Annotated in this window: 12 protein-coding genes; 7 read left to right on the top strand and 5 right to left on the bottom strand. The window is 41.8% G+C overall.

What is annotated here, in order from left to right:
• The first annotated feature begins 104 nt into the window (after positions 1-104).
• The 7 genes from LP316_RS05035 (at position 105) to LP316_RS05005 (ending at position 6,406) form a co-directional block, all read left to right on the top strand.
• The gene (locus LP316_RS05035) at positions 105-647 is read left to right on the top strand and encodes a GbsR/MarR family transcriptional regulator (protein WP_193022987.1); all 543 of its coding nucleotides are present in this window, start codon (positions 105-107) and stop codon (positions 645-647) included.
• 30 nt (positions 648-677) lie between these two features.
• Complete coding sequence (locus LP316_RS05030; RefSeq protein ID WP_226960807.1) at positions 678-2,069, top strand: cytochrome ubiquinol oxidase subunit I; 1,392 nt, start codon at positions 678-680, stop codon at positions 2,067-2,069.
• A 1-nt stretch (position 2,070) separates the two neighbouring features.
• The gene (locus LP316_RS05025) at positions 2,071-3,072 is read left to right on the top strand and encodes a cytochrome d ubiquinol oxidase subunit II (protein ID WP_193022986.1); all 1,002 of its coding nucleotides are present in this window, start codon (positions 2,071-2,073) and stop codon (positions 3,070-3,072) included.
• 114 nt (positions 3,073-3,186) lie between these two features.
• Positions 3,187-4,110, top strand: a complete 924-nt coding sequence (locus tag LP316_RS05020) for a manganese-dependent inorganic pyrophosphatase (protein ID WP_193022985.1) — start codon at positions 3,187-3,189, stop codon at positions 4,108-4,110.
• A gap of 191 nt (positions 4,111-4,301) precedes the next feature.
• A complete protein-coding gene (locus LP316_RS05015) occupies positions 4,302-4,862 on the top strand; it encodes a GNAT family N-acetyltransferase (RefSeq protein ID WP_226960806.1) in 561 nt (186 codons plus the stop codon).
• 2 nt (positions 4,863-4,864) lie between these two features.
• A complete protein-coding gene (locus tag LP316_RS05010; RefSeq protein ID WP_193022984.1) occupies positions 4,865-5,737 on the top strand; it encodes a DMT family transporter in 873 nt (290 codons plus the stop codon).
• A gap of 156 nt (positions 5,738-5,893) precedes the next feature.
• Complete coding sequence (locus tag LP316_RS05005) at positions 5,894-6,406, top strand: hypothetical protein (protein ID WP_193022983.1); 513 nt, start codon at positions 5,894-5,896, stop codon at positions 6,404-6,406.
• 20 nt (positions 6,407-6,426) lie between these two features.
• Here the strand turns inward: LP316_RS05005 and LP316_RS05000 are convergent, their stop codons facing one another.
• The 5 genes from LP316_RS05000 to LP316_RS04980 form a co-directional block, all read right to left on the bottom strand.
• Positions 6,427-7,287, bottom strand: coding sequence for a hypothetical protein (locus LP316_RS05000; protein WP_193022982.1), 861 nt, complete (start codon positions 7,285-7,287; stop codon positions 6,427-6,429).
• 142 nt (positions 7,288-7,429) lie between these two features.
• Positions 7,430-8,593: an acetyl-CoA C-acyltransferase FadA gene (fadA, locus tag LP316_RS04995; RefSeq protein WP_193022981.1), complete on the bottom strand. Its 1,164-nt coding sequence runs from the start codon at positions 8,591-8,593 to the stop codon at positions 7,430-7,432.
• A 15-nt stretch (positions 8,594-8,608) separates the two neighbouring features.
• Positions 8,609-10,771 (bottom strand): fatty acid oxidation complex subunit alpha FadB, encoded by a 2,163-nt coding sequence (fadB, locus tag LP316_RS04990; RefSeq protein ID WP_193022980.1) that lies wholly within the window; start codon positions 10,769-10,771, stop codon positions 8,609-8,611.
• 248 nt (positions 10,772-11,019) lie between these two features.
• On the bottom strand, positions 11,020-11,865 hold the full coding sequence (locus tag LP316_RS04985) for a DUF2059 domain-containing protein (protein WP_193022979.1): 846 nt from the start codon (positions 11,863-11,865) through the stop codon (positions 11,020-11,022).
• Positions 11,866-12,072: 207 nt separating this feature from the next.
• Positions 12,073-13,851 carry an acyl-CoA dehydrogenase C-terminal domain-containing protein gene (locus tag LP316_RS04980; protein ID WP_193022978.1) on the bottom strand — a complete coding sequence of 593 codons (1,779 nt, stop codon included), beginning with the start codon at positions 13,849-13,851 and terminating at the stop codon, positions 12,073-12,075.
• Positions 13,852-13,894 lie beyond the last annotated feature (43 nt).

The following is a 13,894-nucleotide window of genomic DNA, read 5'->3' as shown; positions in this document are numbered from 1 at the left end:
CATAGCAGATCAAAAAAACATCAAAAAATCCTCGCATTTTGTTGACATAAATCAAATAAGCTTTACAATTTTCAGAAATTACTGAAAATTCAGAAACAACAAAAATGAAGACAACTCAAATAACACAATCACTGATCCTACACTTTGGTGAAATGGGCTCTCGCTGGGGCTTAAATCGAACATTAGGCCAAATGTATGCACTTATTGTTCTCACTGAAGAACCATTAAATGCCGATCAAATTAGCGAAGCGTTACAGATTTCGCGCTCTAATGTGTCGATGGGTTTAAAAGAGCTAAAGGCTTGGAACCTCATTAGGCTTCAGCATATCCAGGGGGATCGCAAAGAGTATTTTTCCGCTCCTAACGATGTTTGGGAAATAGCAAGAACACTTGTTGTTGAACGTCGTAAACGTGAACTCGATCCGACCTTAACAACATTGCGCGATGCCTTGATGTCTGAGCCAAGCAACGAAGCTGACCAATACGCACAAAAACGTATTCAAGAAATGCACGACCTCATGGAAATGATTATCTTGTGGTCAAATGAGCTGCAAAATATGTCTTCTGAAAAGTTGTCTGCTTTGTTAAAACTTGGCGAGGGTATCAGCAAAATACTCGACGTCAAAGACAAGCTATTAAAGTCTTAGTTTCTTAGTTAATCCACCTTGGAGGTGGCGATGTTAGCGTTTTTTAATACCCCCTATGAAATGAGCTTAATACTGTCACGGATCCAATTCGCTGCCAACATTAGCTTTCACATCCTATTTCCGACAATCAATATTGCGCTTTGTTGGATATTGCTTTTTTTCAAAATTCGATTTAACCAAACCCAAGACCAAAGCTGGCTCAAAGTTTATCGTTTTTGGGTCAGAATATTTGCTTTAACCTTTGCTATTGGCGTTGTGAGTGGAATCACTATGTCTTTCCAGTTTGGTACTAACTGGCCTGGTTACATGGAAACCGTCGGTAATATCGCTGGGCCCTTATTAGGCTATGAAGTATTAACCGCTTTCTTCCTTGAAGCCTCATTCTTATCAATCATGTTATTTGGTATGGACAGAGTTTCAAACCGTGTCCACACATTAGCTACTTTACTGGTCGCCATTGGTACGAGTTTATCCGCATTTTGGATATTAGCTTTAGACTCTTGGATGCAAACACCTGCGGGGTTTGAAATGCGCGATGGTGTTGCTTATGTAACAAGTTGGTTTGATGTCGTATTTAATCCGTCAATGCCCTACCGGTTGGCTCATATGGTACTTGCCTCTGCATTAACCGCAGCCTTTTTAATCTCGGGTATATCAGCGTATCGACTTCTCAAAGGTGATAATAAAAATTCTGTGAAGTATGCCCTTAACTTTTCAGTTTTGTTTGCGGCCATCATCATCCCTATACAAATTTTTGTTGGTGACTTACATGGTTTAAACACCTTCAAACATCAGCCAGCTAAAGTTGCAGCAATGGAAGGTGTATGGGAAACAGAAAAAGGAGCACCACTTTTACTATTCGCTATTCCTGATGAAAAAACGAGAGAGAATCATTTTGAAGTGGCGATTCCCTACATGGCTAGCCTCATATTAACGCATGACCAACATGGTGAAATACAAGGACTCAACGAGTTTATTGGAGAGCATCCGCCGGTTGCACCCGTATTCTTTAGCTTTCGTATCATGGTAGGTATTGGTATGGCGATGCTACTCTGCGCCTGGCTTTGTAGTTATTTGTTTGTCATTAAAAAACAATACCCTACTTGGTCTTTACGATTGCTAGTTGTGATGACGTTCTCTGGTTGGCTTGCGACATTAGCTGGCTGGTATGTAACCGAAATTGGTCGACAGCCATATTTAGTTACTGGGGTTTTAAAAACAAAAGATGCTGTCACAAGCACACCCGCTGAGCACATCGCATTGTCACTTACACTGTATATTTCACTATATGTCTTTCTACTTATTGCTTACGTCAGGACGCTTTATGTGATGGCCGATAGAGCTGTTAAGTTAGAACAGGGAAGTCAATCAACAACTACATCACCAATACTAGATAACAATCAACCAGCGATGGAGAGTTAACATGAATGACGTTACTGTAGATTGGCTACCTGTCGTCTTTATTGCTTTAACCTGCTTGTCTTTAGTCGTATATGCGATTTTAGACGGTTATGATTTAGGGGTAGGAGTATTACTGCCTCTTGATAGTCAGTCACAACGAGACAGTATGATTTATTCAATTGGCCCATTTTGGGATGCAAATGAAACCTGGTTAGTTCTCGCTATAGGCTTGATATTAATTGCTTTTCCAAAAGCACATTCGATTATTTTTCAAGCGCTCTATTTACCTACGGCTCTCATGCTTGCTGGTTTAATCTTACGCGGTGTTTCTTTTGATTTCAGGACAAAAGCACCAAGTAAAAATAAAGCACAATGGGATTTAGCATTTAAAACCGGATCATTAATAGCAACGCTTTGCCAAGGCTATATGCTTGGCCGTTACGTAACTGGTTTTAGCGACTCAACATTCGCCCTCGCTTTTTGTTTGTTATCAGCTATTTGCGTAACAGCAGCCTACAGCTTTATTGGTGCTACATGGCTAGTAATGAAAAGTGAAGGAAAATTGCAAAAACGCGCTGCTAAATGGGCTATTATTGCCAATATTTTTCTGGCAATTGGCATTATCGGAGTATCGATTGCTAACTTACTGTTTGACACTTCGGTAATGGAAAAGTGGTTGAGCTTCCCACAAGTGATCTTACTTGTACCTTTAACTATTTTATTTGGCTTCATGTTTGTCACAACGCACATTTATTTGAAAAAGGTGCCTTTTGAACATGATTTAGGATGCTGGTATCCATTTGCTTGTGGTGTATGTGTTTTCTTACTCTGTTTTGCAGGTTTAGCCTATAGTTACTTTCCTTACATAGTACCAATGCAGCTCGACATCTACCAAGCAGCAAGTGCACGTGATTCATTAATGATAATTTTCATCGGCTCAATAATTGTATTGCCAATGATAATTGGCTACACAATTTTCGCTTATAAAGTTTTCTGGGGAAAAACAAGTAAATTGTCATACTAGATAGGGCAAAACGTACTTGTTTATCAAAAATAGGTCAGTGTAATATTTACTCTGATCCTATTTTTTTTGCTAGAATACGCGCCATTACACTTTATACGCTCGGAGATATAAAATATGTCAGCTTACGCTGTAGGACACAAAGTGCCTGATTCAGATTCAATTTGTTCAGCAATCGCTTTATCGTACTTAAAAACCCAAACGGGTGAAGACGTTAAACCAGCGCGTTTAGGTGAATTGTCACCTGAAACATTATTCATTTTAGACAAGTTTGGTTTTGAGCAACCAGAGCTAAAAATGACTTTTGCTGACACTGACGGCATTTACGTTGTTGATCACTCTGACCGCATTCAAGGTCCAGACGATATCGATGAAACAACAGTTTTAGGGATTATCGATCACCACAAACTTGGCGACATTACCACATCTACACCATTAGAGTGTTGGATTCGTCCAGTAGGTTGTACTAACACCATCATCAAAATGATGTACGATTTCCACGGTGTTGAAATTCCGAAAAATATTGCTGGCGCTATGATGTGTGCAATCTTATCAGATACGGTTATTTTCAAATCACCAACCTGCACTACTGCTGACATTAAGTGTGTTGAAGCATTAGCTGAGATTGCAGGCATTGAAGATTACAAAGCGTTAGGCATGGAAATGTTTGAAGTGAAATCAGCCGTTGCTGGTACCCCAGTACGTGATTTAGTGATGCGTGACTTTAAAGATTTCAATATGCACGGCAATAAAGTAGGTATTGGCCAGTTAGAGCTGATTAACCTGAGCCTAGTTGACGACATGAAAGCTGATTTACAAGCCGATATCGCGGCATTGAAAGCTGAAGGTGACTACCACAGTGTTTTATTAGTGCTAACGGACATCATGAAAGAAGGCTCTGAAGTCTTAGTTGTGAGCAACAACGACGACTTAACCGAAAAAGCCTACGGCGCGGCATCAGTTGATGGCAAAGTATGGATTGACGGTATTATGAGTCGTAAAAAGCAAGTGGTTCCGCCATTACAAGACTCTTTAGCATAGAAAAAGCGATAACGCTTGAAGGCTTAAACGCTCGAAAGTAAGACATTGAAGGCTGTAGTGCTCTGTGGTTATTACCTTATAGCATTACAGCCTTTTAGCTTTCTAGCCTTACTAAAACTATTACCTTCTAGCATTACAGCCTTTTAGTTTTCTAAAAGTATCTACCAGATAATAATGAACAAGGAATGACCATGATCACTGTCCCAAATTCAGAACGTTTAACGTTCACCTTTATGACGCCTGCGCACAAACAGCAACTTTTCGATTTAGATCAAGATCCTGAAGTAATGAAATACATTAATGGTGGTAAGGTATCAACTTGGGATGACATTCATAACCGCTTTATTCCCCGACTTCAGGCTTACGCGAATCCAGATAAAGGTTGGGGACTTTGGATGGTTGAAACGTTAGCTAATAATGAGTATTTGGGTTGGATTTTGGTGCGCCCAACAGAATTTTTTAACGATGAAAAACCAACCGAAGAAAACAATTTAGAGCTAGGTTGGCGATTTTTTAAAAAGTCGTGGGGTAAGGGCTATGGCACAGAAGCTGCGATGGCGGTTATGCGTGCATTACAGGCTCAAAATCCAGATGTCGAAAAGTTTAGCGCGATGGCAGAAATAGACAATAACGGCTCAATCAATATCATGAAAAAGCTCGGCATGAGCTATCAAAAAACCGATACCTATAAGGAAGTCGGTTTCGACAATATGGAAGTGGTTTATTATCACACAACACAGAGTCTTAGATAACCATGCTATGGGTATTCTTCACCTGCTTTGCCGCGTTTTGTCAGGCGGGTCGCAATGCTTTACAAAGTCAACTCAGCGCCCATTTATCTGTTTCTGGGGTAACGCTTGCTCGATTTTTATGGGCAAGCCCGCTAGCACTCGTTTACTTAGTCGTAATACATCAACTTAACCCAACAGAATTGCCGTCGTTTTCGGCAACAGCGATTTTTTTCATTTGCTCGGCTGCCGTGATGCAAATTATCGCAACGGCGCTAATGGTCGTGCTTTTCAAACAAAAAAACTTTGCCATTGGTGCTGGCTTGGCAAAATGTGAGGCGCCGGTAGCCGCCTTTTTGGGTGTGTTATTTTTTGGCACTCAACTAACTCAGTTCGGTTGGCTTGGTGTCATGTTAGGGGCTATCGCCATCATGATGTTATCTACCCCTAATAAAATAACCGAATTGTCGCTTAAAACTGTGGCTATTGGTTTAGCCTGTTCAACAGCCTTTGCGCTAACATCGCTTTGGGTCCGCGAAGCAACACTGGCATTACACCTGCCCTTTCCTCACCGCGCTGCCTGGGTTTTATTTCTGGTTATTTCTTTACAAACCGTCTTACTTGTAAGTTATTTACTGGTCAAAAATAGCAATGAGCTACGCTTGATGGCAATCCATAAAAAGAAAGTGACCTATACTTCAATAGCGAGCTTTTTGGGATCTTTGGGGTGGTTTAGCGCTATGTCCTTGCAAACCGTACCGCTAGTAAAAACCTTGGGCCAAATCGAAATATTTTTTATGATGCTGATCTCGATATTTATTTTAAAAGAGCGTCCGCCTCAAAAGGACTTGGTTGCCTTATTTCTCATCGCAATAGCCGCAATTATGGTGATCGTTTAATAGGTTCAATAATATTTGTCTATAGTTATACCCATTGAAATAAATATTTGGTGTCAAGTTGCGGTAACAATTTGTGATAAAAATACCACATTAATTGGCTACCTTATTCGCAGAAAATAACTGACACTCTTTGCAATAAACTATAGATTGAAAATTATGCTGAAAAAGATTGCCTATTCACTAGTGTTATTGATTGTTAGTACAACCTCGTGGGCTAATGAATCAACGACACACACGGCCAACACTCATGTAAATACTGATCTCCATGCTCACGCAAACAATAAGCATGCTTTCGGGGTGTTTATTGGTGGTTTGCGCACAGATAAGCGCACCTATGCAAGTTACGGCCTAGAGTATGCGTATGAATTCAATCATCAATGGGCAACGAGTTTTGTATGGGAAACCGTCGATGGAGCTCATGATGGTGACCGTATAGAAACCTACGTTATATCCGCTCTATATAGCCCGGTAGATAAAGTATGGCTAGGCCTGGGTTATGGCAAAGAGAAAATTCACAACGAAAACAGCGGCCGTGAAAACGTCTATCGCGTATCGGTAAATTACGACTTTTTCGTAGAGAATATAAAAATAGCACCTATGATTGCCGTCGACTTTGTTGATGGTGAACAACTTGCCATTTTCGGTGCTAGTTTTGGTGTGACTTTTTAATAAGACACTAGGCTAAGCTGTTATTTTGTATCTTTGGCCAAGAACTCAGCTAGCTTGCCTTGATAAATTAACAAGTGCTTTGGGTATTGCGCAGCAACATAGTGTTCTATTACCTCGTGATCACCGAGTTGCCAACTGGCTTTTGCTAAATAGCCGACCACTTGCTCAGCATAGTCATCTTGCTTGTTCGGTATCAGTTGTTTATAGCGCGCGTGGAGCAATGTCTCAAGGGCGGTAGTTTCTCTTGTTATCGCGAAAGACCAAATTGACGAGTTGATAGCAGCAATATATTGCTCAGGATATTCACCATCAGGCCAAAATTTGCGAGCTGGAAGCTGCTCTCCGAGTTGATATTCGGGAAAATAGTAGTTTACGACAGCGGTGAGTTCACTGATTGATTCAACCAAATTTAACATCTTAACCGCGTGATAATTAAGCGAGGGGTGCTCTGTAGCAAAATTGGCAATACCTTCCTCACTCATTAACGCTTCAATAATATCTCCTCTAGAGTGACTTGAGACGTAATCAATATCGAGCAATGATGGCAAGCCATTAGCTTTCAATTTGTCGAACTGAGCTTGCGTAGAAAAATCCAATACGCCAAAAACCATGTTATTAAGTTTTAGGTAAGTTGCTTGCTCAACAGGAGATAAATCGGCAAGAAGTTTTTCGAAGCTCTCAGGGCTATCTTGCAACACTTTATTTGACGGCTTTTGGATCTGAGACGGCGTTAGAGCTGGCTCGTTTTTATCCATCGAAGGTGAGCTCAATGGTACTGAGCTCATTGTGGGGCGTAGCGCTTGCGGCTGTTGTTTTGTCAAAGAAAAATAACTAGCAGCGCCAATTACTCCAATGACTAAAATACCCAATCCAAATCGCATCAACTTTAAACCTTCCATACTGGTAAAAAAACTTTATCACGAATATTTGGCAAAAAAAAGAGCTACCTAAGTAGCTCTTATCCATTGTCCAGTCGTGTTAGCTAAGGTGAAAACACCAAATTAACACTTCTAGCGCCAGTCATTAGCAACGCTCAAACACGGTTGCAATACCTTGACCCAGACCAATACACATAGTTGCTAGGCCTAAGTTGACATCTTTCGCTTCCATTAAGTTAACTAATGTCGTTGAAATACGTGCACCTGAACAACCTAATGGATGGCCCAAGGCAATCGCACCACCGTTAAGGTTGATCATATCATCCATCTTGTCTTCTAAGCCTAACGCGCGAACACATGATAACGCTTGAGCAGCGAACGCTTCGTTAAACTCAGCTAATTCGATATCTTCTAATGATAAGCCTGCGCGTTTAAGTGCTTTTTTCGTTGCTGGTACAGGACCGTAACCCATAGTTGATGGATCGCAACCGGCAACACCAATACCGCGAATTTTAACGCGAGGTGTTAAACCTAACTCTTTCGCTTTGTCAGCAGACATCACTAACATTGCTGATGCACCGTCAGATAATGCTGAAGATGTACCCGCAGTTACCGTACCGTTGACAGGGTCAAATACTGGGCGTAAACCCGCAAGTGATTCAGCTGTAGTTTCAGGGCGAATAACTTCATCGTGCTCAATCATGGTTAAAATGCCGTTAGCGTCATGACCTGGTGTAGCTACAATTTCATTAGCCCAACGACCTTCAACAGTCGCTGCGTGTGCACGTTGGTGAGAGCGCGCACCAAAAGCGTCTTGTTGCTCACGAGTTACACCGTGTTGGCGGCCTAATAACTCAGCCGTTAAGCCCATGTTACCGGCAGCACGTGAAATGTACTTGCTTAATGCTGGGTCGAAATCTACATCGTACATCATAGGTACGTGACCCATGTGCTCAACACCACCAATCATGAATACGTCACCTTGACCAGCCATGATGTTCGTAGTGGCATCGTGAAGTGCTTGCATTGAAGAACCACATAAGCGGTTAACCGTGACTGCACCAGTAGATTTTGGAATGTCAGTTAACAACTGAGCGTTACGAGCAATGTTAAAACCTTGCTCTTTAGTTTGCTTAACATTACCCCAGATAATGTCTTCAATTAATGCAGGATCTAAATTCGGGTTGCGAACAATTAATTGCTGCATTAAGTGAGCTGATAAGGCTTCGGCACGTACGTTACGGAAAACACCAGCCTTAGAGCGACCCATTGGGGTACGAATACAATCGACAATTACGACTTCTTTCATTTTTCTTTCCTCGGCTTAAGCTGTTTTAACGTCTGTGGTGAAGTATGACTTGCCAGAAGCTGCCATTTCACGCATACCGTCTGTTACTTGGTAAATCTCACCTAAGTGAGCGTATTTGTCTGCCATTTCAATGAAATTAGCAATACCGACAGTTTCTAAGTAACGAATTGGACCACCGCGGAACGGAGGGAAACCTAAACCGTAAATTAAGCCCATATCGGCTTCAGCTGCTGTATCAACGATACCTTCTTCTAAACAGCGAACAACTTCATTCACCATAGGGATCATAAGACGCGCGATAATTTCATCAGCAGAGAAATCAGTGTGCTGAGCATTGCCAATTAACTCGTAAGCGGTTTCTGAAGGCGCTTTCGTTGGCTTTCCACGCTTGTCAGTGCCGTAGTCGTAGAAACCTTTACCGTTTTTCTGACCAAAGCGCTCGTTTGCGTACATTTTACTCACTGGATCATCGTCGATTTTTTGCATGCGCGTAGGGAAACCGTTAGACATCACACCAGTACAGTGATCCGCTGTGTCGATACCTACTACGTCGAGTAAGTATGCTGGGCCCATTGGCCAACCGAATTGCTTTTCCATCACTTTATCAACAGCGGTAAAGTCAGCACCTTCTTTAACAAGGTGGCTAAAACCAGCGAAGTAAGGGAACAACACACGGTTTACGTAGAAACCAGGGCAGTCGTTAACCACGATAGGTGATTTACCCATTTTCGCTGCGTAGGCAACAACGGCAGCAACAGTTTCGTCTGACGTTTCTTTACCGCGAATAACTTCTACTAATGGCATTTTGTGCACTGGGTTGAAGAAGTGCATGCCACAGAATTTGTCTTTGCGCTTAACGCTTTCGGCAAGTAAATCGATAGAAATCGTTGATGTATTTGAAGTGACAACTGCATCTTCGGCAACCACACCTTCAACTTCAGCTAAAACGATGCCTTTAACTTTCGGGTTTTCAACAACGGCTTCAACAACAATATCTACGCCTTTAACATTGTCGTAGCTTAATGTTGGCGTAATCGCATTTAATACGCCGGCCATTTTTGCAGGTTTCATGCGACCGCGTTCGACTTGTTTCACTAACAGGCCAGCAGCCGTTGTTAAACCTAAATCTAATGCGCTATCTGCGATGTCTTTCATGACAATTGGCGTGCCTTTGTATGCTGATTGGTAAGCGATACCGCCACCCATAATACCTGCACCTAATACCGCAGCTTTGTTAATTGCTTTAGTGGCAATTTTACCTGCTTTCTTCGCTTTACCTTTGATCACTTGATCAGATAAGAATAAGCCGATTTGAGCCGTTGCCGCATCAGTTTTTGCAAGCTTAGCAAAACCTTGGTTTTCGATGGCCATTGCGCCAGCGCGATCTAAATCACACGCTGCTTCAATTGAGCTTACCATCACCATAGGTGCTGGGTAGTGTTTACCTGCTTGTGCAGCGATCATGCCTTTACAGGTATTGAACGTCATTACTTTTTCAGTTGGGCTAAGCTTTAATGCTTCTAGCTTAGGTTGACGTTTTGCGCGCCAATCTAACTTGCCGTCAATCGCTTGTTTAAGGATTGAAATAGCGCCTTCTTTAAGCATTTCAGGAGCAACGACTGAATCTAATACACCCACTTTAAGTGCTTGCTCTGGCTTGTGTGGCTTACCCGTAGACATCCACTCAACAGCGTTGTCTGCACCAATCAGACGAGGTAAACGAACGGTACCACCAAAACCCGGCATTAAGCCTAGCTTAACTTCTGGTAAACCGATTGATGCAGTGGTGTCAGCGATACGAAAATCACACGATAAAATCATTTCACAACCGCCGCCTAAAGCAAAACCGTTAACCGCAGCGATTGTTGGTAATTCTAAATCTTCAAATGCGTCGAAGATGTCTGACGCGTTTTTAACCCAAGGTACTAACTCTTCTTCTGGGCGTTTGAATGTCTCTAAGAACTCAGTAATGTCAGCACCAACGATAAATGTTGACTTACCCGATGTAACTAATACACCTTTTGCTTCGTTACAGTTTTTGATCGCGTCGATAACTTTAACGAACTCTTCAAATGTTGCCTGATCGAATTTGTTGACTGAACCTTCGGCGTTGAATTGCATTTCAACAATACCGTCAGCAAGTAATTCGGCAGTAAGGCTTTTGCCTTGAAATAACATGCCTTCCTCTCCTTCACCTTAAAGGTGCTTTCTGAACAAAATATTTGTTATGGATGTAATAATAGCTGCTTGAGTGTGCCTTGAATAACTTGGAAAATCAAATTTTTTAAACACCTGTTTAAATTGGGCGTATAAATGTAAGCTGAAATGGGGTAAAGGCTAAAAAAGAGTTAATAGCTAAAAAAGTAAGGCCTCTATGTTTCAGAGGCCTTACTAATAAATGGTAAAAACATTTGATTTTGAGTGGTTTACTCTGTGCTTTCAGAGTCTTGGTCGTATTTTGCTACAATGTCGGTCATCAAATTTGTTCCCCACGACGACATAGCAACCCCCACCGCATCATACATCGAAGTGATATATTTCTTCCCTGTCGGTTGTTCGAAAAAGCTCGTATAAGTAGCGATATCTTCGTTGCTAATATCTTGGTAAATATAATATGAGGTTAAAATCATTTGTTGTTCAATCGCAGGACGTAAGCTGCGAGTCATCATGTCTAACTGGCTATCTAAGGTACTTGCTAACTCCTGATCTTCTGGTGTTTTTGACTTAACTGCATCAAACATGTTTTTGATGATACCGGTAATTAAGTTCATACCTTGGTCAACCATTTGTGATTTTTCAACTAAATCCATAATCACTTGTTTGCGCGCTTGAGATGGCGGTGTTGATTGTAACTGAGCGGCATACATCATAAATTCTTGTTGAAATTCTGGCTCTGCCGATTTCAACTCTGCCGTTACAACGCGTTCACCAATGTCACTATTGAGCCAAGCCAATACGTCCTCAATATCCTCAGACGTCATACTCTTTTTAATACTTGCTAGCATTTGTGAAAGCATTTCGTCGGTATTCATCGAGTTGACTAAAAGCTCCATGAATTCTTGATGTTCTTGCTGATCTTTGGCGGTCAACGATAATTGCTGACCCATAGCCTGCATTTGCATCGGTATGCTTTCTATCGCACGCGTTGAACCCGATTTATCTAACAATTGATAAACTTGACTATCGCTAACACCTTGTGCACTCGTTGTGAACGTAACAACAGAAGAAAGCGCAACAAGCGTAGCGCCGATAAAAGAAGTGAGTTTTTTCATAATAATCCCTAACATATATGTTGTATTACGCAGGGATATCACGAACGGCCGTAGACTAGGCTAATTCCTTTTCGATTTTTTGCTTCCCTGCATTGTTCTCGCCAACGATGAACATCGTATTACTGGCGGTCAAATTTATTATAGACTGAAAATGAAAAAGCTCGCAACCAAGCGAGCTTTTTCATTGATTAACAACAATCGATAGCGCTAAAACAACTCATCTTCAATGTCGAATAACACATCACTACCAGCGTTAATTGCCGCAATTAGCGACTGAGTTCTTGGTAATAAACGCTTGAAGTAATAACGGGCTGTTTTAATTTTTGCCACGTAAAAATCGTCTTGTTCAACTTTTTCAAGCGACTTTTCAGCCATTAATGCCCACACGTAAGCCATCGCTGTGTAGCCAAAGACATGCAAGTAATCGTTGGCCGATGTACCTAACTCTTCAGGGTTACTTGCCGCTTTAGCGAGAACATCTCTAGTTAATGTTTCTAACTCTTCTAATGCTGTAGCTAATGGAGCGATAAATTCTTGCATGTTATCTGCTGTCGTTCTAGCGATATAGGCTTTAACTTCATCGGCAAATACTGTGAACATTTCACCTTTTGAGCCTGCCACTTTACGCGCCAATAAATCCATTGCTTGAACGCCATTAGTACCCTCGTAAATTTGGGCAATACGACAGTCGCGCACGAGTTGCTCTTGACCCCATTCGCGGATAAAGCCGTGGCCGCCAAAAACTTGTTGGCCAGCAACCGTGCTTTCAAAACCTAAGTCAGTAAAGAATGCTTTAGCAATAGGTGTCATTAGCGCAACTAATGCGTCAGCTTTAGCTTTTTCTTCACCTTCACCGTAAGTTGCAATATCAAGCTTCATCGAGATGTAAGTTGAAAGTGCACGAGAGCCCTCGTTAGAGGCCTTCATGTTTAATAACATGCGGCGAACATCACCGTGAACCATAATTGAGTCTGCTGGCTTTTCTGGTGATTTAGCACCTGATAATGAACGACCTTGCAAACGATCTTTGGCGTACTCTAAAGCGTTTTGGTATGAACGCTCAGCCGCGCCAATACCTTGGATACCAACACCAATACGTTCAAAGTTCATCATGGTAAACATACACGCTAAACCTTTGTTGATCTCACCTACGAGATAACCGGTTGCGTTGTCAAAGTTCATTACACAAGTTGCTGAGGCGTTAATCCCCATTTTGTGCTCGATTGAGCCACACTTAACATTGTTTGGCTCACCTAATGTTTCGTCGTCATTAACTAAAACTTTAGGTACTAAAAACAGTGAAATACCACGTGGACCAGCAGGTGCATCAGGGAGTTTAGCAAGTACTAAATGAACGATATTTTCAGTTAAGTCGTGCTCACCACCGGTAATGAAGATTTTCTCACCCGTGATTTTGTATGAACCATCCTCTTGTGGTACGGCTTTAGTGCGGATCATGCCTAAATCGGTACCAGAATGCGATTCAGTTAAACACATTGAGCCCGCCCACTCACCGGCATACATGCGTGTTAAGTAACGCTGTTTTAATTCTTCACTGGCGTGTTTAACTATTGAAAGCCCTGCACCGGCTGTTAAGCCTGGGTATAGTGAAAACGAAATGTCTGCTGCACAAAGCATTTCTTCGTGTAAAGCGGTGATCATCTTCGGCATGCCCATACCGCCGTATTCAATATCACCACCTAGGCCAGTCCAACCACCTTCAGCATAGGTTTGGAATGCTTCTTTGTAACCGGGCGCAGTCGTTACTTTGCCATTGTCAAATTTGACGCCAGTTTCATGACCAGGTTGAGATAATGGCGCGATTTCTTGTTCTGCAATTTTCGCACACTCTTGCAAAATAGCATCTGCCGTCTCAGGATCAACGTGATCTGCTATATTTGGAAGTGATTGCCACAAACTTGTTACATCAAACACATCGTGAAGTAAAAAGCTCATGTCCTTCAAAGGGGCTTGATAGTCTGCCATGAGAGGCTCCTCAAAATATTAAACATACGATTAAAACAACTGT

This window comes from Thalassotalea sp. LPB0316, from assembly GCF_014898095.1.
Lineage (GTDB): Bacteria > Pseudomonadota > Gammaproteobacteria > Enterobacterales > Alteromonadaceae > Thalassotalea_G.
The sequence above is the reverse complement of the archived record's forward strand: the minus strand, read 5'-3'. Positions and strand labels throughout refer to the sequence as shown.

What these genes read in the sequence shown, in the direction of transcription:
- LP316_RS05025 (WP_193022986.1), top strand. Translation starts at nt 2,071, where the DNA reads ATGAATGACGTTACTGTAGATTGGCTACCTGTCGTCTTTATTGCTTTA.
- fadB (WP_193022980.1), bottom strand. Translation starts at nt 10,771, where the DNA reads ATGTTATTTCAAGGCAAAAGCCTTACTGCCGAATTACTTGCTGACGGT.
- LP316_RS05010 (WP_193022984.1), top strand. Translation starts at nt 4,865, where the DNA reads ATGCTATGGGTATTCTTCACCTGCTTTGCCGCGTTTTGTCAGGCGGGT.
- LP316_RS05020 (WP_193022985.1), top strand. Translation starts at nt 3,187, where the DNA reads ATGTCAGCTTACGCTGTAGGACACAAAGTGCCTGATTCAGATTCAATT.
- LP316_RS05035 (WP_193022987.1), top strand. Translation starts at nt 105, where the DNA reads ATGAAGACAACTCAAATAACACAATCACTGATCCTACACTTTGGTGAA.
- LP316_RS05030 (WP_226960807.1), top strand. Translation starts at nt 678, where the DNA reads ATGTTAGCGTTTTTTAATACCCCCTATGAAATGAGCTTAATACTGTCA.
- LP316_RS04985 (WP_193022979.1), bottom strand. Translation starts at nt 11,865, where the DNA reads ATGAAAAAACTCACTTCTTTTATCGGCGCTACGCTTGTTGCGCTTTCT.
- fadA (WP_193022981.1), bottom strand. Translation starts at nt 8,593, where the DNA reads ATGAAAGAAGTCGTAATTGTCGATTGTATTCGTACCCCAATGGGTCGC.
- LP316_RS05005 (WP_193022983.1), top strand. Translation starts at nt 5,894, where the DNA reads ATGCTGAAAAAGATTGCCTATTCACTAGTGTTATTGATTGTTAGTACA.
- LP316_RS04980 (WP_193022978.1), bottom strand. Translation starts at nt 13,851, where the DNA reads ATGGCAGACTATCAAGCCCCTTTGAAGGACATGAGCTTTTTACTTCAC.
- LP316_RS05015 (WP_226960806.1), top strand. Translation starts at nt 4,302, where the DNA reads ATGATCACTGTCCCAAATTCAGAACGTTTAACGTTCACCTTTATGACG.
- LP316_RS05000 (WP_193022982.1), bottom strand. Translation starts at nt 7,287, where the DNA reads ATGCGATTTGGATTGGGTATTTTAGTCATTGGAGTAATTGGCGCTGCT.